This window comes from Lysinibacillus sp. RS11, from assembly GCF_042019215.1.
GTDB lineage: Bacteria > Bacillota > Bacilli > Bacillales_A > Planococcaceae > Lysinibacillus > Lysinibacillus xylanilyticus_A.
The window spans coordinates 1134501-1155615 of the sequence record NZ_CP168124.1 but is presented as its reverse complement, the minus strand read 5'-3'; the positions used below and the strand labels follow the sequence as shown (position 1 = coordinate 1155615).

The 21115-nt window shown below is 39.2% G+C and carries 19 protein-coding genes and 1 pseudogene; all 20 read right to left on the bottom strand.

Annotated features, from left to right (window positions below; genetic code table 11):
- Positions 1–15: 15 nt before the first annotated feature.
- The 20 genes and pseudogenes from topA to AB9L17_RS05515 all read right to left on the bottom strand — a co-directional run bounded on the left by topA (position 16) and on the right by AB9L17_RS05515 (position 21093).
- On the bottom strand, positions 16–2094 hold the full coding sequence (topA, locus tag AB9L17_RS05610) for a type I DNA topoisomerase (RefSeq protein ID WP_068983165.1): 2079 nt from the start codon (positions 2092–2094) through the stop codon (positions 16–18).
- A gap of 91 nt (positions 2095–2185) precedes the next feature.
- Positions 2186–2883: pseudogene (gene dprA / locus AB9L17_RS05605) on the bottom strand (DNA-processing protein DprA).
- A gap of 430 nt (positions 2884–3313) precedes the next feature.
- Entirely contained in the window at positions 3314–4216 is a 903-nt protein-coding gene (gene sucD, locus AB9L17_RS05600; protein WP_054610302.1) for a succinate--CoA ligase subunit alpha, read from the bottom strand.
- A 17-nt stretch (positions 4217–4233) separates the two neighbouring features.
- On the bottom strand, positions 4234–5394 hold the full coding sequence (gene sucC, locus AB9L17_RS05595; protein ID WP_375200181.1) for an ADP-forming succinate--CoA ligase subunit beta: 1161 nt from the start codon (positions 5392–5394) through the stop codon (positions 4234–4236).
- Between the two features lie 168 nt (positions 5395–5562).
- Positions 5563–5859 (bottom strand): EscU/YscU/HrcU family type III secretion system export apparatus switch protein, encoded by a 297-nt coding sequence (locus AB9L17_RS05590; RefSeq protein ID WP_068983168.1) that lies wholly within the window; start codon positions 5857–5859, stop codon positions 5563–5565.
- Positions 5856–7751, bottom strand: a complete 1896-nt coding sequence (locus AB9L17_RS05585) for a hypothetical protein (protein WP_375200180.1) — start codon at positions 7749–7751, stop codon at positions 5856–5858. Before AB9L17_RS05585 ends, AB9L17_RS05590 begins: the two co-directional genes overlap by 4 nt.
- 72 nt (positions 7752–7823) lie before the next feature.
- Positions 7824–8582 (bottom strand): ribonuclease HII, encoded by a 759-nt coding sequence (locus tag AB9L17_RS05580; RefSeq protein ID WP_375200179.1) that lies wholly within the window; start codon positions 8580–8582, stop codon positions 7824–7826.
- Between the two features lie 241 nt (positions 8583–8823).
- On the bottom strand, positions 8824–9699 hold the full coding sequence (ylqF, locus tag AB9L17_RS05575) for a ribosome biogenesis GTPase YlqF (protein WP_068983171.1): 876 nt from the start codon (positions 9697–9699) through the stop codon (positions 8824–8826).
- Between the two features lie 55 nt (positions 9700–9754).
- Positions 9755–10318: a signal peptidase I gene (gene lepB, locus AB9L17_RS05570; protein WP_068983172.1), complete on the bottom strand. Its 564-nt coding sequence runs from the start codon at positions 10316–10318 to the stop codon at positions 9755–9757.
- A 106-nt stretch (positions 10319–10424) separates the two neighbouring features.
- Positions 10425–10769 carry a 50S ribosomal protein L19 gene (rplS, locus tag AB9L17_RS05565; RefSeq protein WP_010858422.1) on the bottom strand — a complete coding sequence of 115 codons (345 nt, stop codon included), beginning with the start codon at positions 10767–10769 and terminating at the stop codon, positions 10425–10427.
- A gap of 116 nt (positions 10770–10885) precedes the next feature.
- The gene (gene trmD, locus AB9L17_RS05560) at positions 10886–11623 is read right to left on the bottom strand and encodes a tRNA (guanosine(37)-N1)-methyltransferase TrmD (RefSeq protein WP_375200759.1); all 738 of its coding nucleotides are present in this window, start codon (positions 11621–11623) and stop codon (positions 10886–10888) included.
- On the bottom strand, positions 11623–12138 hold the full coding sequence (gene rimM, locus AB9L17_RS05555; protein WP_068983173.1) for a ribosome maturation factor RimM: 516 nt from the start codon (positions 12136–12138) through the stop codon (positions 11623–11625). Before rimM ends, trmD begins: the two co-directional genes overlap by 1 nt.
- 346 nt (positions 12139–12484) lie before the next feature.
- Positions 12485–12718 carry a KH domain-containing protein gene (locus AB9L17_RS05550; RefSeq protein WP_004269410.1) on the bottom strand — a complete coding sequence of 78 codons (234 nt, stop codon included), beginning with the start codon at positions 12716–12718 and terminating at the stop codon, positions 12485–12487.
- Between the two features lie 15 nt (positions 12719–12733).
- Positions 12734–13006, bottom strand: a complete 273-nt coding sequence (rpsP, locus tag AB9L17_RS05545) for a 30S ribosomal protein S16 (RefSeq protein ID WP_024362057.1) — start codon at positions 13004–13006, stop codon at positions 12734–12736.
- 94 nt (positions 13007–13100) lie between these two features.
- Positions 13101–14459: a signal recognition particle protein gene (gene ffh / locus AB9L17_RS05540; protein WP_068983174.1), complete on the bottom strand. Its 1359-nt coding sequence runs from the start codon at positions 14457–14459 to the stop codon at positions 13101–13103.
- Between the two features lie 12 nt (positions 14460–14471).
- The gene (locus AB9L17_RS05535) at positions 14472–14807 is read right to left on the bottom strand and encodes a putative DNA-binding protein (protein ID WP_068983175.1); all 336 of its coding nucleotides are present in this window, start codon (positions 14805–14807) and stop codon (positions 14472–14474) included.
- Positions 14808–15131: 324 nt separating this feature from the next.
- Positions 15132–16130: a signal recognition particle-docking protein FtsY gene (gene ftsY, locus AB9L17_RS05530; RefSeq protein WP_375200758.1), complete on the bottom strand. Its 999-nt coding sequence runs from the start codon at positions 16128–16130 to the stop codon at positions 15132–15134.
- Between the two features lie 284 nt (positions 16131–16414).
- A complete protein-coding gene (gene smc / locus AB9L17_RS05525; protein WP_375200178.1) occupies positions 16415–19996 on the bottom strand; it encodes a chromosome segregation protein SMC in 3582 nt (1193 codons plus the stop codon).
- Positions 19997–19999: 3 nt separating this feature from the next.
- The gene (gene rnc, locus AB9L17_RS05520) at positions 20000–20764 is read right to left on the bottom strand and encodes a ribonuclease III (RefSeq protein ID WP_068983178.1); all 765 of its coding nucleotides are present in this window, start codon (positions 20762–20764) and stop codon (positions 20000–20002) included.
- 26 nt (positions 20765–20790) lie between these two features.
- On the bottom strand, positions 20791–21093 hold the full coding sequence (locus tag AB9L17_RS05515) for a hypothetical protein (protein ID WP_068983179.1): 303 nt from the start codon (positions 21091–21093) through the stop codon (positions 20791–20793).
- Between the last annotated feature and the right edge of the window lie 22 nt (positions 21094–21115).

The following is a 21115-nucleotide window of genomic DNA, read 5'->3' as shown; positions in this document are numbered from 1 at the left end:
CTTACCATCTTTCTATCATTGAGTAGGTGCTTCTTCATAGTCACATTTCGTACACTGAATTTGCACACCTTTTTTAATTTTTTTCTCTACTAATAATGCACTACATTTCGGACATGGTCTACTAATCGGCTTGTCCCACGAGACAAATTCACACTCAGGGTACTGATTACAACCATAGAATAAACGCTTTGTTTTACTTTTACGCTCTACGATCTCGCCTGTTTCGCAGGAAGGACATTTTACGCCAATCGGCTTCATAATCGCCTTCGTGTTACGACAATCTGGGAAGTTTGAGCAAGCCATAAATTTCCCATATCGTCCAAGCTTATAAACCATTGGAGAACCACATAGCTCACAATCTTCGCCAGCTGGTTCATCTTTAATGACAACCTTTTCCATAGCCTCATCCGCATGCTTTACGTGGACCTCAAAGTCCTTATAAAACTCATCTACAACCTCTACCCATTGTCGACTACCTTCTTCAATATCATCTAAATCTTGTTCCATTTTTACTGTGAATTCGATATTTATGATATCAGGGAAAAACTCTAGTACGAGTTGGTGTACGATTTCACCCAGCTCTGTCGGCATAAATCGTTTGGCATCTAACACGACATAGCCTCTGCGCTGAATTGTGTCGAGGGTCGGTGCATACGTGGACGGGCGCCCTATACCTAGCTCTTCCATTGTTTTTACAAGACGCGCCTCGGAATATCGTGGTGGTGGCTGTGTAAAATGCTGCTTTGGCTCGATTTCAAGGGATTTTACCTGATCACCAACTGCCATCTCTGGTAGAAGTTTAGTTGTTTCTTCTGTCTGATCATCGGTACCCTCAATATATAGCTTCATAAAGCCTGCAAATTTAACTTGCGAGCCGTTTGCACGGAATAAAACATCACCATTTTGAAGGTCTACAGCAACTGTATCAAGTACAGCTGGCGCCATCTGACTTGCGATAAAGCGCTCCCATATTAAACGATATAAACGCAATTGGTCACGACTAAGCACCGCTTTTAACTCTTCTGGAGTTCGCATCGTACTAGTTGGACGAATAGCCTCATGGGCATCCTGTGCATTTGATGCTTTTTTCGTCTGCTTCGTTTCTGTAGAAATGTATTCTTTGCCGTATTTGGATTCAATATATGCCATTGCCTCTGTTTTCGCTGTTTCCGAAATACGCGTTGAGTCAGTACGCATATAAGTAATTAAACCTACTGTACCCTCTTTTTTACCAATATCAATACCTTCATATAATTGTTGAGCAAGCATCATCGTTTTCTTAGCACGGAAATTTAACTTACGTGCAGCCTCTTGCTGTAAAGAAGAAGTTGTAAAAGCAGGTGCTGCATTTCGTTTACGTTCTTTTTTAGATACATTAACAACATCAAAGTTTGTACCTTTAACATTTTTTAAAACAGATTTTACTTGTTCTTCATTTGTTAATTTAATTTTGTCTTTACCATTGCCATAGTAAAGCGCATCGAACGTTTTTTTGCCTTTTTCAAAAGAGCCTTCAATTGTCCAATATTCTTCAGGTTGAAAGTTTTTTATTTCATTTTCACGATCAATAATCATGCGCAGTGCTACAGATTGTACCCGTCCTGCTGATAATCCTTTTTTAACTTTTTTCCACAAAATCGGGCTAATGTTATAACCAACAAGTCTGTCCAGTATACGTCTTGTTTGCTGTGCATCTACTAAATCCATGTTGATAGCCCGTGGATTTTTAAAAGATTCTACTATCGCATCTTTTGTAATTTCGTTAAAAACAACTCGGCAATCTGAATGAATATCAATATTTAACGCAGTCGCAAGGTGCCAAGCAATCGCTTCTCCCTCGCGGTCTGGATCGGCCGCTAGAAACACTTTCTTCACTTTTTTAGCCGCAGACTTTAATTCCTGTAAAACAGGCCCTTTTCCACGAATAGTAATATACTTAGGTTCATAATTATTTTCAGAATCAACGCCCATTTGGCTACGTGGTAGGTCACGAACATGCCCGATCGACGCTTTCACTTTGTATTTCTTACCTAAATAACGTTCAATTGTTTTTGCCTTTGCTGGTGATTCTACAATCACTAAATAATCCGCCATCTATGTCTCCCCCTTAGCGAGGTCTATTGCCTATTTTTTAAGTTACCTGTTGCAAAATGTATAACAGATTTTAAGATAATGCAACTTTTTTTCAATTTTTGTTAGAAAAGAGCGCAAGTGTTTCAACGATTTCTTGACCACTACACACTGGTATAGCCCCTTCTAACAGTAATTTATTTGTGCCTTTTGATTGCTCAGCATTAATTGGTCCTGGTACAACAAATACATCCTTACCTTGCTCTAATGCGTGTTCTGTTGTAATAAGCGTACCACTTCTTAATGCAGCTTCTGTTACAACTAAAGCTTTGGACAATCCACTAATTATTCGGTTACGCATTGGAAAATGCCATTTCTCAGGCTTCATATATGGGGGTACTCTGTGACAAGCAACTGATGCTCCGCCATATGGTCAGCGAGTGACTGGTTTTCCTTAGGGTATATATAATTAAAACCGTGACCAAGCACTGCAATTGTGGAACCACCAACTTTTATAGTTGTTTCATGAGCTATCGTATCCGCTCCTCTTGCAAGCCCACTGACAACAGTATATCCGTGTTCAATAAGAGGCGGAACAATTAAGTCCATTGCAGTTTTTGTATAAACTGTAGCCTTTCTAGAGCCTATAATGGCTACTTGTTTTTCTTTCGTTAGTAGAGAATACTGACCTTTCACATACAATACAGTAGGTGGGCTGGATATTTCAAATAATTGCGCCGGGTAAAAAGTATGATAAAAAGGGATGGGGAAAATATCGGCCCGTTCATAGGCATCTTCAAATGACAATGTCATAATTTGTCTAAAATTCTTAGAAATTTGCAAGGCTCTTTGCGATGGTAGTTGCAGTGCTTTTGCAATCTCGTAGGGGGGCGCTTCTTCAAAATAACTTAATATATCCACCGGGGACAATAATTGCTGAAGTTTTTGAAGTGGTAATGGGTATACATAATGTAAAGCTAGTAATCTCTGAGTATCGACTGAAAAAATCATTTAAAAACCTCCTTTTAATAGAAGAAAATTAAATGACCGCATTATAAATTTACATCACAACATTAAAACTTGAAAAACAATGTGACACAACTTTTTTAGGAAAGGCATTTTAAACAGAGTAAGTAGGAAGTTAGAAATTGCATTGCTTGAACACAGTCCATTAGAAGTATGTTAAGCAATGTCTAAAAAAGAAATAGAAAAGATGTAGCCACAACGTGCTACATCTTCCATTTTAATGGGTTTTACACTTTTCGTATAGCCCTTTTTCTTTAATTACTTTAATAAGCGTTTCACCAATAACAGATGGCGTTTCTGCTACTTCAATGCCAGCAGCATTCATTGCCTTAATTTTCTCTGCTGCTGTTCCTTTACCACCAGAAATAATAGCACCAGCGTGACCCATACGTTTACCCGGAGGCGCTGTCTGTCCTCCAATAAAGCCAACGACAGGTTTCGTCATATTCGCTTTAATCCACTCAGCTGCTTCTTCTTCAGCTGTACCTCCAATTTCCCCAATCATCACAACTGCATATGTTTCTGGATCGTTGTTAAACGCTTCCAAAACATCGATAAAGTTTGTACCATTGACAGGGTCTCCACCGATCCCCACAGCCGTAGTTTGACCAATACCAGCTTGTGTTAATTGGTGTACTGCTTCATATGTTAACGTACCAGAGCGAGAAACAACTCCTACATGCCCTTTCGTATGGATATACCCAGGCATAATACCGATTTTACATTCATCTGCCGTAATAACGCCTGGACAGTTTGGACCTACTAGGCGTGTCTTTTTACCTTCCATATAACGTTTAACCTTAACCATATCAAGGACAGGAATATGTTCAGTAATACAGATTGTTAATTCTAATTCAGCATCAACAGCCTCTAAAATAGCATCTGCCGCAAATGGAGCAGGTACATAAATAACTGAAGTTGTTGCGCCTGTTGCAGCTACCGCTTCTGCTACAGTATTGAACACAGGGACTCCCTCGATTTCAAGACCACCTTTACCTGGTGTAACACCTGCTACAATTTTCGTACCATACTCAAGCATTTGCTTCGTATGGAAAAGCGCTGTTTCGCCCGTAATCCCTTGTACAATTACCTTCGTATCTTTGTTTATAAATACAGCCATTGTTCTCCCCGCCTTCCTTAGCCTACTAGTCCCACAATTTTTTGTGCACCGTCAGCCATTGAATCCGCTGCAACGATGTTTAAACCAGATGCATTTAAAATTTCTTTTCCAAGTTCTACATTTGTACCTTCTAAACGTACAACTAACGGCACAGCTAAGCCAATTTCTTTGGCAGCCGTTACAACACCCTCAGCGATAATGTCACATTTCATAATTCCGCCAAAAATGTTAACGAAAATGCCTTTTACATGCGGATCGGAAAGAATAATTTTGAAAGCTTCTGTTACTTTTTCAGCTGTTGCACCGCCACCTACATCTAGGAAGTTAGCAGGGCTTCCGCCGTAATAACTAATTGTGTCCATAGTAGCCATAGCAAGACCAGCTCCATTCACCATACAGCCAATGTTGCCATCTAGTGAAATATAGCTTAAGTCGTATTTTGATGCTTCGATTTCCTTTGCATCCTCTTCATCGAAATCACGTAATTCGACAATATCTTTATGACGATACAACGCATTTGCATCGAAATTAAATTTAGCATCTAATGCTACAACTTCGCCTTGTCCCGTTACAACAAGTGGATTAATTTCTACAATCGAAGCATCTTTGTCGATAAACGCTTGATACAAGCCTAACATTAATTTGACAGCTTTCCCCACTAGGTTTGCTGGAATATTCATATTAAACGCCATGCGACGTGCCTGGAAGCTTGTTAACCCAACTACTGGATCTACAACTTCTTTGAAGATTTTTTCTGGCTGTGCTTCCGCTACTTCTTCAATATCCATGCCGCCCTCTTCAGATCCCATTATTGTTACACGGGATGTTGAACGGTCTAATACTAAACTTAAATAGTACTCTTTTTGAATATCAGAACCCTCTTCAATATATAAGCGTTTTACTTCTTTTCCTTCAGGACCTGTTTGATGAGTCACTAAGATTTTTCCTAATAATTCTTTTGCGTACGTACGCACTTCGTCAAGGTTCTTCGCGATTTTTACACCACCCGCTTTACCGCGTCCACCTGCATGAATTTGCGCCTTGACTACTGTCACATTAGAGCCAAGTTCCTTCGCTACTTTCACTGCTTCATCAGGGGAAAAAGCAACTTTTCCATTCGGTACAGCTACACCATACTTTCTAAGAATCTCTTTCCCTTGATATTCATGGATATTCATAATACATCCTCCCATCAAACATTTGCATAAAATTGTTTTACTAACATAATCTATTCTAACTAAAGATTCTGATAAAGTCTACACTTTGTCTTTCGTTCGTGTTTTATCTTTTAATATTACACTTTTTGCTACTTCGTGTACTAAAACAGATTTTTGCGAAAATTAGAATTATCTATCTTTTCTATATATTTGCGCATGTTGTTGGTCTAACCGATAAATAAATGCAAAAACTTCAGCGACAGCTTGGTACAATTCTTCAGGAATCGACTCATTTAAATCTAATTGTCCAAGTAATTGAACAAGGTTAGGATCCTCATAAATCGGCACATTATACTCATTCGCACGCGCTAAAATATTTTCTGCTATTTTACCTTTTCCTTTCGCCACTACCGTTGGACTATCAAAGCGTCCTAACTTATACGTGAGCGCAATAGCCTCTTTTCGAGTAAATTTTTCTTCACTCATACGCGGAAATCCACCCCACTATGTTCCTCCTGCTGTTCTAATACAGAGGTTGTTTTTTCAGATTGAGCTTTTTCAAATTGCTTAATAAAAACGCCCGAAAGTTGATATTCTTTTTCAGCTAAGCCTATTTTTAAAGCCGCTTTTAGTGGTTCTGCTAGTGGTATAAGATTTTCATTTTCATTAAATACTGTCACAGAAACGACACGATTTTGAACCTGCATATCTATAACCGTTTCGTTCATCGACTCCATTTGTAAATAAAATAATATACGTGCGTAATTGGCATCAATTTTACCATCATCTTTCATGCGTCCATTCCACTGTAATGTTGCATCCATTTTCTTGCCGAAGAACTCCAATGGTACTTGCATAATAAGCTGATGCTGATGACCATTTTCTCCTGATGCTAGCTGCATACCGTTCATACGCGCCATTAACATTTCTGCCGCTTCCTTCAGCTGTGGGGTGGTATGTGTCTCCTGCAATAACGTATGAAGCTGAGGTTTTAATTGATGTGCAATCTCCTGTAAATCAGCTGACTTATTACTAAGTGTCGCCTCATAGCTAATTCCTAGACTTTTTAATACCGTTTTCAATGCATGTTCCATTGCTTTACTATCCATGGAATTTTGTACATGGGCATCTGCTTGCGTAACAATCTGCTGAATCATCGATTGCGGCGATTCAACACTATTTTTCATAAGATTTCGCATGAATGCGTCGTTTTGTAATGGGGTAGTTGCTCCATGCTTTAAAAGCGATAGTAAGTGGTCCTTCACTGAAAGAGCATTGGCGTCTTGTGTAAATAAACGCTCCGAGGAATTTTCAGTAAATGCTTTGATCAGTTGTTCTTGCATCTGCTTTGCAAAAATCTCTAGCGTTTGTTTAGTTGCCGGTAACTGATTCAATCGATCGACCAGTTGATTTACTTGTTGCTTTTGTTCATTGGTTAACAAGCTTTGATTCGCTGTCCATAATTTAAGTTGATCGACAAGCTGATTTGTATTGTCAGGTTGTGCCGTTAGAATCGTTTGAATAACTTGTCCAGCGTGTTGAAGCTGATTAGGCTGAACGGAGTTTACACTGCTGAGACTTGACCAGTTTTGCAAGGTTGCCTGCTGAGGTAATATCCCAGCCTCCTTTAACATATTCATAGCTTGAATCTTTTCACTCATAGAAGACGCATTATTTGTTAATATTTGTATAGACTTAGCTAGTACTAAACCACCTGTTTCTACTTCAAAAGGTTTTGCAATTGCCTGTACCTGTTGCATTAGATTTTGTTTGATGTTTACTGGTAAAGCTGCATCTTTAGCTAAAAGCTGTGTAAAGTTTTCCATTACGGAAATCATACCAGTAGTTTTTTGCCCACTAATAAGAGCTTGAAAAACGTCATTTGTCATTGGCATTTTAAGCTCCACCATTTTTTGAATAGCTTGTAGAGCATCTAGTTTAGTAATGCCCTCTGGTAATGCCTTTATCCACATTTCTGCCTGCATCAACTGCTCCTTTGAAATCGGTAGCTGCGCTTTCATAAAATGGGCTACTAGCTGTTGCATTTCAGCTGACTTTGGCAAATTCATCGATTCAAGTAACTGGTTGATTTGTTGACTTTGGGAAGCCGTTTGTGTCATAGGGCCCGTAACAACTTTTAGTTCGGTTTGCGGGTTTGTATCAGTTACTTGAAAGAAATGGGCATCACCTGCTTTTAGTGGCACTTCGAGTTTAGCTATCAACTTCTGATGGCCAACTTGTATCTCTGCCATTTGATCTGGATATAATTGTTTAATCGTACCATGAAATACTTGTCCCTGTTTTAAAGCAAGTGGCTGATTAGTTGCGGTTATAGCAGCTTGTTGCATCTGAATCGGATTAAAAGATGTCGCTGTCATATACATACTCCTTTCATCAATTACTGTTTGGCGTAATCGGTGTCCTATTTTTTATTTTTAGTATGCTAATTATTAAAACATTGATTTTATCGGTTCAAACGATTTGCGATGATGAATGGTTGGACCGAATTCTTCAAGTGCTTTTAAATGTTGCTTTGTACCATATCCTGCATGCTGAGCAAAACCATACATAGGGAATTCTTTGTCCAATTGATCCATATAATCATCACGAGCGGTTTTCGCTAATATCGATGCAGCTGCAATAGCTAAGCTTTTTGCATCTCCTTTAATAATTGAATCCTGCGGAATAGAGATTGGTAGTGTCATAGCATCAACTAGGACATAATTAGGCTTACTAGTTAACGATTCTACACTTATCTTCATCGATTGCTTTGTTGCTTCGTAAATATTTAATTCATCAATTTGTTGTGCTGATTGAAAATGGATAAAATAACTTACTGCATGTTCTTTTATTAAATCAGCATAGGCATTACGTTTATCTTTTGATAATTGCTTTGAATCATTTAATCCGACAAGCATCTCACAGTTTGCAGGTAAAATAACAGCAGCTGTTACTACCGGGCCCGCTAATGGTCCACGTCCCGCTTCATCTACACCTGCGATTAAAGCACTTCCCCCTCCATAGCTTCGATCGAAATGGACTTTTGCTTGATGCTCCTGTAATAACTGTTGTTTTTTATCTTGACGCTTGTTCCAGCTGTGCCAAGCCTTTTGCACACCCGCTCGTTCATCAGTTGCTACTTCTGTCATCCAGTCCTGCCATTCCTCAGCTTCCTTCAATGCTGCTGTTATTTCTTTAATCGTTTTCATAAATTTACTCCCTTTTTGGTTCTCAAAAGTTAATAGCTAATTTTACGTATTAATTTGCCTCGGGCGTCTCTCCCAGTATGTATTCCCTTTTTGTGGTTTATCACCAAAATGAAGAGTTAACACCCGTTTTAAGTTATCATTATTTTTCTCGCTCTATATCATTTATCGGCAAGAAGAGGCTTTCCTAAAAGAAAAACTGCCATGCTCACGAACTGCTAAAGTGAGTATGACAGTTTTTAACTTATTGCTGCTCTGCTTCTTTTTCAAGTTGTTCGTCAACAAAGTCAAATGTTAGTTTGCCTAATTGCAATCCACGAATATCTCGAACGATCAGTTGAGCTACTTGATCATAGTCGATTTCTCCTCCTGGACCGAAAACCCGACGTAGCTTACCTATATGATCAAAGGTTTCAACTAAATCTTCATGGACAAATTGGAAGCCGTAGCGTTCCTCCATACGTGCTGGATAATGATTGGATAAAAAGCGTAGGCCGTATACAGCTAAATCCTCCATATTTGTTATCGTATCCTTAATAGCACCTGTTAAGGCTAATTTGTAGCCTACTTCTTGATCTTCAAACTTCGGCCATAAAATACCTGGTGTATCGAGTAATTCAAGCTCCTTCCCAACTTTTATCCATTGCTGAGCTTTAGTTACCCCTGGAGTATTTCCTGTTTTTGCGATATTTTTCTTCGCTAAGCGATTAATAAGCGTCGATTTCCCTACGTTCGGGATCCCAACAATCATTGCACGAATGGCTCTTGGCTTCATCCCACGTGCCTTCATACGATCAAATTTTTCTTTTAATATGTCTTGGGCAGCCTTTGTCACTTGCTGTAATCCTTTGCCTTCAAGAGAATTGATGGCTACTGCCTTATGACCACGTTGTGCAAAGTACTCTACCCACTTACGTGTTTCCTGCTCATCTGCCATATCTGCTTTATTTAAGATTAGGAGACGCGGTTTTTGATTAATCACTTCATCTATCATCGGATTACGCGAAGATAGAGGTAAACGTGCATCTATTAATTCAAAAATAATATCAACCAGCTTTAATTTTTCTGTTACTTGTCTGCGGGCCTTCGCCATATGCCCGGGAAACCATTGTATAGTCATATCTTTTCCTCCTAAACTAAAAGAAAAAGGGAGTGTTAGACCTCCCTTTCATGCGTTACTTTACAATTTTTATATCACTAAACGGCCAGAAAATTAGACTTGTATTTCCAATAATCTCTTTTTGATCAACAAGTCCAATATGACGACTGTCCTTACTGTATCGACGATTATCTCCCATAACGAAAACATAACCCTCTGGAATTACATCTAGTTTCACATCAATGTCTTTTAATGTAAAATCTTCTGTTAATGTACCTTCTGTAATTTGTGATTTGTAGGCATCTAAATAAGGTTCGTCTATTGGTTCACCATTAATGTATAATTGATCGTTTTTATATTCTAGCGTGTCTCCTGGTAGTCCAATAACACGTTTAATATAGTTTTTCTGCTCTGGAGCGTGGAACACCACAATATCAAAGCGTTCTGGTTCACTTATTTTATAACCAATTTTATTGACAATCATACGGTCCCCATTTTCAAGGGTTGGCATCATGGACTCGCCATCTACTGCAATGGGTGTAAATAAAAAATAACGAATAATTGCCGCAATCGCAAATGCAATTAGAAGTGCCTTTGTCCATTCCCATAATTCATTCTTTTCTTTCACTTGTTTTTCCATCGAGATTTGCCCCCTTGTCTATCTTCATTTTAGATGATAGTTATTTAAGATGACAAGCAAAAAGAAAAGGGGCTTGTTGCACAAGCCCCTCACTTTTAAGTCATTATTATCGAATTTCTTTAATACGAGCAGCTTTACCACGTAGGTTACGTAGGTAGTAAAGTTTAGCACGACGTACTTTACCACGACGTACAACTTCTAAGTTAGCGATTTTTGGTGTGTGTACAGGGAATGTACGTTCAACACCTACACCGTAAGAAATTTTACGAACTGTGAAAGTTTCGCTAATACCGCCACCACGACGTTTAATTACTACACCTTCGTATACTTGGATACGTTCACGAGTACCCTCTACTACTTTCACGTGTACCTTAACAGTATCACCAGGACGGAAAGTTGGTAGATCAGTGCGAAGCTGAGCTTTAGTAATTTCTGTAATAATGTTTGACATTGTTTTCTCTCCTTAGACAGATGCTCTTGCACGCAATCTATGCCACAGCGGAACACCGTAATTCAGTACTTCACATAGAAGTACAGAATATATGTTATCATAAATATAGATAGCAATCAAGCATCTTTATTATTGTTTATAAGTTTTTCTACATACATTTTTTGCTTATCTGTTAACGGATAATTCTCGAGTAAATCTGGACGACGCTCGAATGTTCTTTTCAGAGATTCTTCCGCACGCCATTGCTCAATTTTTGCGTGATTGCCCGATAGTAAAACATCAGGTACTTTCATTCCGCGAAATTCAGCAGGTCGTGTATAATGTGGGTGCTCTAGAAGACCTGTTGAGAACGAATCTTGTATGTGAGAATCCTCTTGTCCTAAAACCCCTGGCAGAAGACGTACAACGCTATCAATAACCGTCATAGCCCCTAGCTCTCCACCAGTTAAGACGAAATCTCCAATTGAAATCTCGTCTGTGACAAGATGCTGACGGATGCGTTCATCATAGCCTTCATAATGGCCACATAAAAATACTAGTTCTTGTTCTTGTGCTAGCTCCTCAGCCTTTTTTTGAGTAAAGCGCTCACCTTGCGGACACATCAAAATGATACGAGGTTTTCTTCCTGCGGTAATAGCCTCGACAGCGCTAAACATCGGCTCTGGTTTTAATACCATTCCCGCGCCACCGCCATACGGATAATCATCTACTTGGTTATGCTTGTTACCCGAAAATGCACGGATATCGGTTACTTCTAGCTTTACGGCACCTTTTTCCTGTGCTTTCTTTAAAATTGATGCGCCAAAGACGCCTGTAAACATATCAGGAAACAGACTTAACACATGAATATTCATCATAGTAGGCCTTCCATTACGTGGATCACAATTTTCTTCTCATCAACATCAATTTCCTTAACGATGTCTTCGATATACGGGATGTAATGCTCTTTTTTAGCACCTTTGACTACCCACACATCATTTGCACCTGTTTGAAGAATGTCAATCACCGCTCCGATTGTTTCACCTTCTTCAGAAACTACTGAACAACCAATTATTTCGTGGAAGAAATATTCATTTTCCGCTAATAAATCATCTGACATTTGATCCGACGTCACTTTGAGCATACCTTCTTTGAAAGGCTCCACCAAGTTAATATTGTGCATTCCTTCAAAAGTTAATAAAATAAAGTTTTTATGACGACGCATTGATTCAATTGTTACCCATGTTGGCTTTTTATCGTCTTTTTTAAACGCCGCAAGCTTATTTCCTACTACGAAGCGCTCTTCCTCAAAATCTGTTGTTGATAACACACGTACCTCACCGCGAATACCATGCGTATTGACAATACGACCTACATTAAACCATTCCATTTAAATCTCACCTCATATAAAAAATGCTATCCACGTCAAGCTACTAGCTAGCCAGATCAAAAGTAACATCTCTCACTTTTAAGAAAGCAGATTAACTTTTGGCGGATGATGTTTTAGCTAAGACGTTTACCAGTCTTCCTCCATGTCATTATGGTCAATTACCTCTCAATGTAATTACAATAATGAATAAAGATAAAAAAAGGAAGGAACTCGCAAGCTCCTTCCTTCTTAGTCCAGATTTTACGCTTCACCTCAAAGCCACTTCGAATTCCTAAATGCATGTAAACATACCTATCAGGACTCTCAAGTGCTTGTTGCATGTAAAAGAGCGTGAAAATCTTTTCTATCAATCCAATATATCGACGTAGGTCTTTTTTTGATGGTGACTACCCGCCGCTGAATAAACAATTGTACGAATCGCTTTTGCTACTCGCCCTTGTTTGCCTATGACTTTCCCTCGATCCTCTGGATGAACAAAAAGTTTATAAACAATTCGATTTGCATTTTCATCCGTCTCTATACGAACTTCTTCTGGATAATCGACTAACGGTAAAACGATTGCTTCAATCAGCTGCTTCAAAAATGTCGCCCCCGATTATTTACTGAATTTTTGGTTATGGAATTTTTCCATGATACCTTGTTCTGAGAACAAGTTACGCACTGTATCTGATGGTTTTGCACCGTCAGCTAACCATTTAAGAGCTTTCTCTTCATCAATGTTTACAGTAGCTGGTTGAGTAAGTGGGTTGTAAGTACCAACTGTTTCAATTGAACGACCGTCACGTGGTGAACGAGCGTCTGCAACTACGATACGATAGAAAGGAGATTTTTTAGCTCCCATACGTTTTAAGCGAATTTTAACTGCCATTTTAATAGCACCTCCGAATAAGTTTCACACAAGATAGTATATTATCAATGTTTAGGTTGTTTGTAAAGTGTTTTTTCTTAACACCTATAAATTATTATTTAAACAATGAATCAAAGCCCGGCAATTTCATCTTTTTCTTCCCTTTACCGCTCGCCATGCCTGTCATTTGTTTCATCATTTTCTTCATTTCATCAAACTGCTTTAATAGACGATTCACCTCTTGAATTGAAGTCCCAGAACCCTTTGCTATGCGCTTTTTACGGCTGCCATTAATAATTTCTGGATTCGTCTTTTCGGCAGTTGTCATCGAATAAATAATGGCTTCTACGTGGCCCATTTGCTTATCATCAACTTTAACATTGTCTAAGCCTTTGATTTTGTTTGCGCCTGGTAGCATTTTTAAAATTTCGTCAAGAGGACCCATTTTCTTCACTTGCTGCAATTGTTCAACAAAATCATCTAAAGTAAAGGTTTGGGTTTTAAATTTTTCTTCTAGTTCTTTGGCCTTTGCTTCGTCAACATTTGCCTGAGCCTTTTCAATAAGTGATAGCACGTCACCCATTCCTAATATACGAGACGCCATACGCTCTGGATGGAATGGTTCGAGTGCATCCATTTTTTCGCCCATCCCGACAAATTTAATCGGCTTCTGTGTTACTGAACGAATTGATAATGCCGCACCACCACGTGTATCACCATCAAGCTTTGTTAAAACAACCCCAGTAATGCCGATTGCCTCATTAAAGCTTTCTGCTACGTTTACAGCATCCTGACCCGTCATAGCATCCACAACAAGGAATACTTCATCTGGCTCTTTTAATGCACGAATATCTTTTAATTCTTGCATTAAATCTTCATCGATATGCAAGCGACCAGCCGTATCGATTATCACGACATCATGATGCTCTTCTTTTGCTAATTCAATTGCCTGACGTGCAATTTCTACTGGGGATACATCAGTGCCTAATGCAAAAACAGGTAGTGATAACTGTTTTCCTAATGTTTGTAATTGCTGAACAGCTGCTGGGCGATAAACGTCTGCTGCAACTAGAAGTGGCTTACGATTATATTTTTTTCGTAACACATTTGCCAGTTTCCCTGTAGTCGTCGTTTTACCCGCACCTTGTAAGCCGACCATCATAATGACAGTTGGCGGCTTCGTATTAAATTTGATTGGGCTTTGTTCGCCACCCATTAATTCTGTTAATTCGTCTTGTACGATTTTAATAACTTGCTGACCTGGTGTTAAGCTTTGCATAACATCTACACCGACAGCACGTTCACTGACCTTTTTAACGAATTCTTTGACTACTTTTAAGTTAACATCCGCCTCGATTAAAGCAAATCGGACTTCTCGCATCATTTCTTTAACGTCTTGTTCCGATACTTTCCCTTTACCTTTAATCTTTTGGATTGTCCCTTGGAGTCGTTCCGCTAATCCTTCAAAAGCCATTGCTTTCGCCTCCTAATCCCATTCTTTCAACTGTTCTATAAGCGCTAACTGCTCTTCAACTGTCATACTTCGTTCAGTAATCCCCGTTGTTAGTTGCGCAAGCATTTGTGTACGTTGTTGAAATTTTTCCAATAAACATAGTTTTTCTTCATATTCTTCAAGCATCGCTTCTGTTCGACGAATATTATCATAAACAGCTTGACGTGAAACTCCATACGATTCAGCGATTTCTCCAAGTGAGTGATCATCTAAATAATAGAGCTCCATATAACTCCGTTGCTTATCTGTTAATAATGCTTGATAAAAGTCGAAGAGAAAGTTCATGCGTGTTGTTTTTTCAAGTAGCATCGAATATTTCTCCTCCCGTTATTAGTCATTTGTATCATAACGAAAAGCGCCCGTATGTGTCAAGGTAATCTCCTTGTCTAAAAGCCTTAATTAACCGCTTTACAGGCGCTTTTCACCTATAGCTAGTATTTCCCTTTTAAACAATGCAATTCCCCTGCACAGACGAGCGCAATTACAAATTTACTTACTTAATGTTAATCCTCGGACCATCACCAAAACGTGTGGTTGATTTCCGTTCCGACTGAGGCTTTCCTGAGGGCGTCCGATAGCCGCTTCACTCATATACGTTTTAACAAAAGTCATCTACAACTTTTGATGATACACCTAATCCTCACTATTTTGTAATTCTTTATCTAAACCATCAGCAAATAAGCCATACACATAGCGTTCAGCATCGAATGGTTGTAAATCATCCATTTTTTCACCAAGACCAACAAACTTCACAGGAATGTGTAATTTATTACGAATAGCAAGAACAATACCACCTTTTGCAGTGCCGTCAAGCTTTGTTAAAACGATCCCTGTTACATTTGTAGCTTCCTTAAATGTTTGCGCTTGAACAAGTGCATTTTGACCTGTTGTTGCATCTAATGCTAAAAGTACTTCATGCGGAGCATTTGGAACCTCTCGAGAGATTACTCGATGAACTTTTTCAAGCTCATTCATTAAGTTTACTTTGTTTTGTAAGCGCCCTGCTGTATCACAAATTAACACATCTGCATTACGGTTTTTTGCTGCACGAATTGCATCATACATAACCGCCGCTGGATCTGAACCTTCCGATTGTTTAATCACTTCACAGCCCACACGGTCTCCCCAAACTTGTAATTGATCGATGGCACCAGCACGGAAAGTATCACCTGCTGCTAAGACAACCGTTTTACCTTGTGATTTTAGACGATGGGCAAGTTTACCGATTGTTGTTGTCTTCCCAACTCCATTTACGCCAACGAATAAAATAACAGTAAGCTCACCTTGAGGCTGTATATTAAGGTCGATTAAATCTTCTTCTCCCTGCTCATAAATTTCTACAAGTTTTTCAGAAATAATCGTTTGAATACCGTTTGTATCTTTTATATTTTTACGCTGAACTTCGAAGCGTAATTTGTCCATTAGCTCCATTACTGTTTCAAAGCCAACGTCTGCCTGTAATAATAGGTCTTCTAATTCTTCAAAGAAATCTTCGTCTACTTTTCGATAACGAGCAACTAGGTCGTTCACTTTTGAAGTAAATGAATTACGCGTTTTTTCTAGTCCGGCTTTGAATTTTTGTGTTATAGACCATGCAGAAGGTTTTTTCTCCTTCACAGGTTCTTCCACTATTGCGACCTCTTGCACTTCTTGTTGTTGCTCTTGTTGCTCTTGTTGCTCTTGTTGCTCTTGTTGGCCTTGATCTTCACTTGCTACAGGATTTTCTGTTTCAATTGGACTGTCCGTTACAGAAGTCTCCTCTACTTTCTCAACTTCATCTATAGTTGCTTCAATTTGAGCAGGCTCCGTTGCATCATCTAGCTTCTGTTCAGCAACTTCTGCTTCATTTATCTCAACTACTTTTTCTTCCTCGACTGGGTTGCCAATTAATTTATCTTTTAAACGTTTAAAAAAACTCATGCTTGTTCGCTCCTTTGCTCCGCAAGTACGGGTTCATCTTCTAATTTTACTGATACAAGTTTAGATACGCCAGATTCCTGCATTGTAATACCATACAACACATCCGCTCCCTCCATCGTTCCTTTACGATGTGTGATCACAATAAATTGCGTGTCACGGCTAAATCTTTTTAAATATTGGCTATATCGAACAACATTTGCCTCATCTAACGCCGCCTCTACCTCATCAAGAATACAGAATGGTACAGGTCGTATATTTAAGATAGAGAATAATAAAGCGATTGCAGTTAGTGCACGTTCACCACCTGAAAGTAAACTTAGATTTTGTAATTTTTTCCCTGGTGGTTGTGCTACTATTTCTATACCTGTTTCTAGCAGATTTTGAGGGTCCAATAACACTAAATCTGCCTGTCCTCCACCAAACAATTCACGGAATACACGTTTAAATTGCTCACGAATGGCATAGAAGGTTTCGCTAAAGCGTAGCGTCATTTCCTCGTCCATCTCTTTAATAGCCTCATGTAACGTTTCCTGTGCAGCAAGTAAATCTTCACGCTGCTCTGTTAAAAATGAATGGCGTTCAAGCACCCGCTCGTATTCCTCAATGGCACTCAAATTAACAGGACCTAGCTCCTCTATAGATTTCTTCAGCAGTTTCACTCGACGGCGCATATGCTCTTCATCTTCAATCGCAAGGGCTAACTCCTCAGCTTCCTCTACTGTTAGCTGATAGTTTTCTTCTAGTTGTTCATTGAAATTATTGATTTCAAACTCTACGCGACTTCGCTTCAATTCATTAGCACGTATTGCTTCAAGATAGCCTTTATGTGTACGTTGCAATTCCTTCAGCTGTTCTTCTAAAGTAGTAAGCTCTTGTTGTTGTGCTACTTTTTCATCTTTTTTCTGTGAAATTATGTCCTGCAGTGAATCTTTTCTCGCCTTCCATGTAGCAACCTGCTCATCCACTTCTTCATCGCTTAAAAGTTTTGTCGATTCATCAGATTGAAGCCAGATTATTTCCTGAGAAATATTATCGACTTTTTGACGACCTTTGTTTAATTGTAGGGCTAACCCGGCTGTAGCAATTTGTACTTGTGACATTTGCTCCTGCATAACCGCTAACTGCGAGCGTTTTTCTGCTGACTGCTCACGAAGTACATCCTTTTCCGTCTCACTTTGCAGCTTCGCCTTACTTAGTTGTTCCACTGTTTCATTAATTTCTAGCAGTTCGGTTGCTAGTGCCACTAAACGCTCTGTAGCTGCTTCCTTTTGAGCTAACAATGCTTCTTCTCGTGTTCTTACATCTTGTGTCTCATTAGAAGCAAAAGATACTCGAGCAGATAAGCTTTTCTCGACAACCTCTAGCTCGCGAATACGACTCGCCTGTTGCATTTCATCTTTTCGTAATTGCTCTCCGTCAAGCTTCAATTGCTCTACTTTTTCTCGTAATGTTGCAAGTTTCTCTTTTTCAGCTACAACAGCCTGTTCAGCACTATAGATGGAAGCTTCTAACGATTGTAGCTTCACGATTAAACCATCTAATTCCGCTTTTCTAGTAAAGAGTGAAGATTGTTGCTTCACAGCACCACCTGTTAATGAACCGCCTGCATTGACGATATCACCTTCAAGTGTTACAACACGATATCGGAAACCACATAAACGAGCAATCTGGCTTGCACCTTCTAAATTTGATGCAACGATTACATTGCCCAGGAGGTTTTCGACAATTGTACGGTTGTCTTCTTCGAACGTAACAAGTGCATCAGCCATTTGGACAAATGCTGGGTGCTCAGTAGCTAACTGAATCGTAGAAAGATTGATTTTACGTGACTTTATGACTGTCTTAGGTAAAAATGTTGCGCGTCCAGCTCTCTTTTGTTTTAACCAATGAATGGCTTGCTGAGCATGTCGTTCATCGGTTGTCACAATATGCTGAGAGGCTGCTCCTAATGCTGTTTCAATAGCCTGCGAATATTTCCCACCAACTTGGATTAACTCCGCAACAGCTCCTTCAATTCCAACTAAGTCACCTTTATCACGTGCTAACAATACTTCTTTTACTCCATGGAAGAACCCAGAGAAATCTGCTTCAAGCTCAGCTAGCGTATCTTTTCTAGCCTTCAATTGCTGCTGATGCTGATAGGCCTTATAAAGCATATCCTGCTTTTCATTAAACGATGCATTGACGTTCTTAAGCTGTATTTGCAATGTTTCATATTGCTCAAGCTTTTCCTGCAATTCATGAGTTGTTGTTGTATGGACAGCAACTAACTTCTCTTTTTCCGCTAAAATTTGCGCAAGCTCTTGCCCGATTTCATCAGTTTGATCTGTCATTCGTGCTGCCGTCGCTTTTTGTTGTGCTAATTGCTGATCGATATTTTTTAATTCATTTTTGATGGTTGCTTCTTCGTTTAAGGAATCAATATATCGGTTTTTTTGTTCTTCAATTTCTTGTTCAATTTCAGAAACAGAGCGGTTTAAAGATTGTTCCAATTGCTTGAGGCTTTGTTTTAGCTCTGATACTTCTCGCTGTTTTTCAGCGAACAATTCTTTTTTCTCTTGTTCTTGAACAATGAGAGCCTCAACCTCATTTTTTGCTTCTTGTAATGCTGTATTCAATTGTAGTAGTTGATTAGAAGCATTTTGTCGCTTTTCAGCCATTAACGCTTTACGACCATCCCAACGCTCTACCTCCATTGTCGCATTAACAAACTCAGCCTGAGTAGTATCTAAATAGCTATCTAGCTCTTTTAAAAGCTTACGAATGCCCTCCGTTTGCTTTTCAATTGAAGAAATATTATGAGCTTGTTTTTGCTCTATCTCATATAGCTCTGTGTACTCATTTTTCAGAGCACGCAAAGATTGTGCACAATTTTTCAAATCGTGCACAAGGATGGCGATATCAAAATCCTTTAACTCTGTTGACATTTGCACATAATCTCTTGCACTTGATGCCTGAATTTCTAACGGCTCCAGGCGACTATCAAGTTCATGTAAAATATCTAAAACACGATACAAATTTTCATCTGTTTCAACAAGCTTATGCTCTGCCTTTTTCTTTCGTAATTTATACTTTAATACACCAGCTGCCTCTTCAAAAATCGAACGACGGTCATCAGGTCGGCTATTTAAAATTTCATCTACACGGCCTTGTGAAATAATGGAGAAGGCCTCTTTCCCAAGTCCTGAGTCCATAAACAAGTCCGTAATATCCTTCAGGCGACACTGCTGGTTATTTAATAAATATTCACTATCACCTGAACGGTATACGCGTCTTGTTACGCTGACTTCTGTATATGAAAAAGCAAGCTGTTCATCGGTATTATCTAAAATTAACGTTACCTCTGCAAAGTTTAGTGGCTTACGTGAGTCACTCCCAGCAAAAATAACATCCTCCATCTTTGCCCCACGTAACGACTTTGCAGATTGCTCCCCAAGTACCCAACGAATTGCATCAGTGACATTACTTTTTCCACTGCCATTTGGTCCAACAACCGCTGTAACACCGGGTACAAAATCAATTCCAATGCGCTCCGCAAAAGATTTAAAGCCAATCACTTCGAGTCGTTTTAGGAACATCTATTAAGCCTCCTCTTTTGCAGTTTGATCACGCATTGCACGCATTGCACATTGCGCAGCTTGCTGCTCGGCTTCTTTTTTTGATTTCCCACGCCCAATACCAAGCTCCTGTCCATTTAATAGGACACTCGATACAAAGGTACGGTTATGTGCAGGACCCTTTTCATCAATAATTTCATAATGAAGAAGACCGTTATTTGTTTGCTGTACCATTTCTTGCAATTGACTTTTAAAATCCATCACATGCGAAAAAGCACCGACTTCTACTTTCGGGAATACGATTCGTTCTAAAAAGGACACAACCGTTTGTAAGTCTTGATCTAAATAAAGGGCACCTACAAATGACTCAAATACATCTGCAAGTAGCGCTGGGCGTTCCCGTCCACCTGTTAATTCCTCACCTTTTCCGAGTAATACAAAGCGACCGAATCCTAATTCATTTGCAAAGATCACAAGTGATGGCTCACATACAATGGATGCTCGTAGCTTCGTTAGCTCACCCTCACTCATATTAGGGTATTTCTCAAAAAGGTATTTAGAAACAGACAGTTCAAGTACTGCGTCTCCTAAAAATTCAAGACGCTCATTATCCGTAAACAATTTACGGCGATGCTCATTCACATAAGATGAATGTGTGAATGCTTGATACAATAGATTTTTATTAATAAATGTGATATTTAATTCATGCTGTAACAGCTCGAATTGATTGCGTACTTTTTCAGGAAGTACGCCAGATTTCTGCATAGTTCCTTTTCTTTTCATAGCCATTGAACAATCTGCCTTCCTAATAGTTTCTACCGTTTTAGTGTACCTTTTTCAAGGCATTTATGCAAAAGTATTTCGGCTGAAATACAACGTTTTGGAAATTTTTTCGCATTTTTTCCGCCATAATCAATTTCGCCTTGGCGTAATTGCCGCTGACGCTTTGCTTTCGCGCAGATAAACAATGCGTCTGGATTTTGAATTGTGCCCAGGCCTGCACGAAGGCCGACACGTTGTCGGTCATTTCGGTAATGCACAGGACGCGGTGCTCTTAGACTGAGTTCCTCTATTTCAGTAGGTGTTTGGACATAAAAAAGAACCACTCCTGCATTCATCTCACCATCTTTAGAGGTAAGA

What these genes read in the sequence shown, in the direction of transcription:
- topA (WP_068983165.1), bottom strand. Translation starts at nt 2,094, where the DNA reads ATGGCGGATTATTTAGTGATTGTAGAATCACCAGCAAAGGCAAAAACA.
- sucD (WP_054610302.1), bottom strand. Translation starts at nt 4,216, where the DNA reads ATGGCTGTATTTATAAACAAAGATACGAAGGTAATTGTACAAGGGATT.
- sucC (WP_375200181.1), bottom strand. Translation starts at nt 5,394, where the DNA reads ATGAATATCCATGAATATCAAGGGAAAGAGATTCTTAGAAAGTATGGT.
- AB9L17_RS05590 (WP_068983168.1), bottom strand. Translation starts at nt 5,859, where the DNA reads ATGAGTGAAGAAAAATTTACTCGAAAAGAGGCTATTGCGCTCACGTAT.
- AB9L17_RS05585 (WP_375200180.1), bottom strand. Translation starts at nt 7,751, where the DNA reads ATGACAGCGACATCTTTTAATCCGATTCAGATGCAACAAGCTGCTATA.
- AB9L17_RS05580 (WP_375200179.1), bottom strand. Translation starts at nt 8,582, where the DNA reads ATGAAAACGATTAAAGAAATAACAGCAGCATTGAAGGAAGCTGAGGAA.
- ylqF (WP_068983171.1), bottom strand. Translation starts at nt 9,699, where the DNA reads ATGACTATACAATGGTTTCCCGGGCATATGGCGAAGGCCCGCAGACAA.
- lepB (WP_068983172.1), bottom strand. Translation starts at nt 10,318, where the DNA reads ATGGAAAAACAAGTGAAAGAAAAGAATGAATTATGGGAATGGACAAAG.
- rplS (WP_010858422.1), bottom strand. Translation starts at nt 10,769, where the DNA reads ATGTCAAACATTATTACAGAAATTACTAAAGCTCAGCTTCGCACTGAT.
- trmD (WP_375200759.1), bottom strand. Translation starts at nt 11,623, where the DNA reads ATGAATATTCATGTGTTAAGTCTGTTTCCTGATATGTTTACAGGCGTC.
- rimM (WP_068983173.1), bottom strand. Translation starts at nt 12,138, where the DNA reads ATGGAATGGTTTAATGTAGGTCGTATTGTCAATACGCATGGTATTCGC.
- rpsP (WP_024362057.1), bottom strand. Translation starts at nt 13,006, where the DNA reads ATGGCAGTTAAAATTCGCTTAAAACGTATGGGAGCTAAAAAATCTCCT.
- ffh (WP_068983174.1), bottom strand. Translation starts at nt 14,459, where the DNA reads ATGGCTTTTGAAGGATTAGCGGAACGACTCCAAGGGACAATCCAAAAG.
- AB9L17_RS05535 (WP_068983175.1), bottom strand. Translation starts at nt 14,807, where the DNA reads ATGCTACTTGAAAAAACAACACGCATGAACTTTCTCTTCGACTTTTAT.
- smc (WP_375200178.1), bottom strand. Translation starts at nt 19,996, where the DNA reads ATGTTCCTAAAACGACTCGAAGTGATTGGCTTTAAATCTTTTGCGGAG.
- rnc (WP_068983178.1), bottom strand. Translation starts at nt 20,764, where the DNA reads ATGGCTATGAAAAGAAAAGGAACTATGCAGAAATCTGGCGTACTTCCT.
- AB9L17_RS05515 (WP_068983179.1), bottom strand. Translation starts at nt 21,093, where the DNA reads ATGAATGCAGGAGTGGTTCTTTTTTATGTCCAAACACCTACTGAAATA.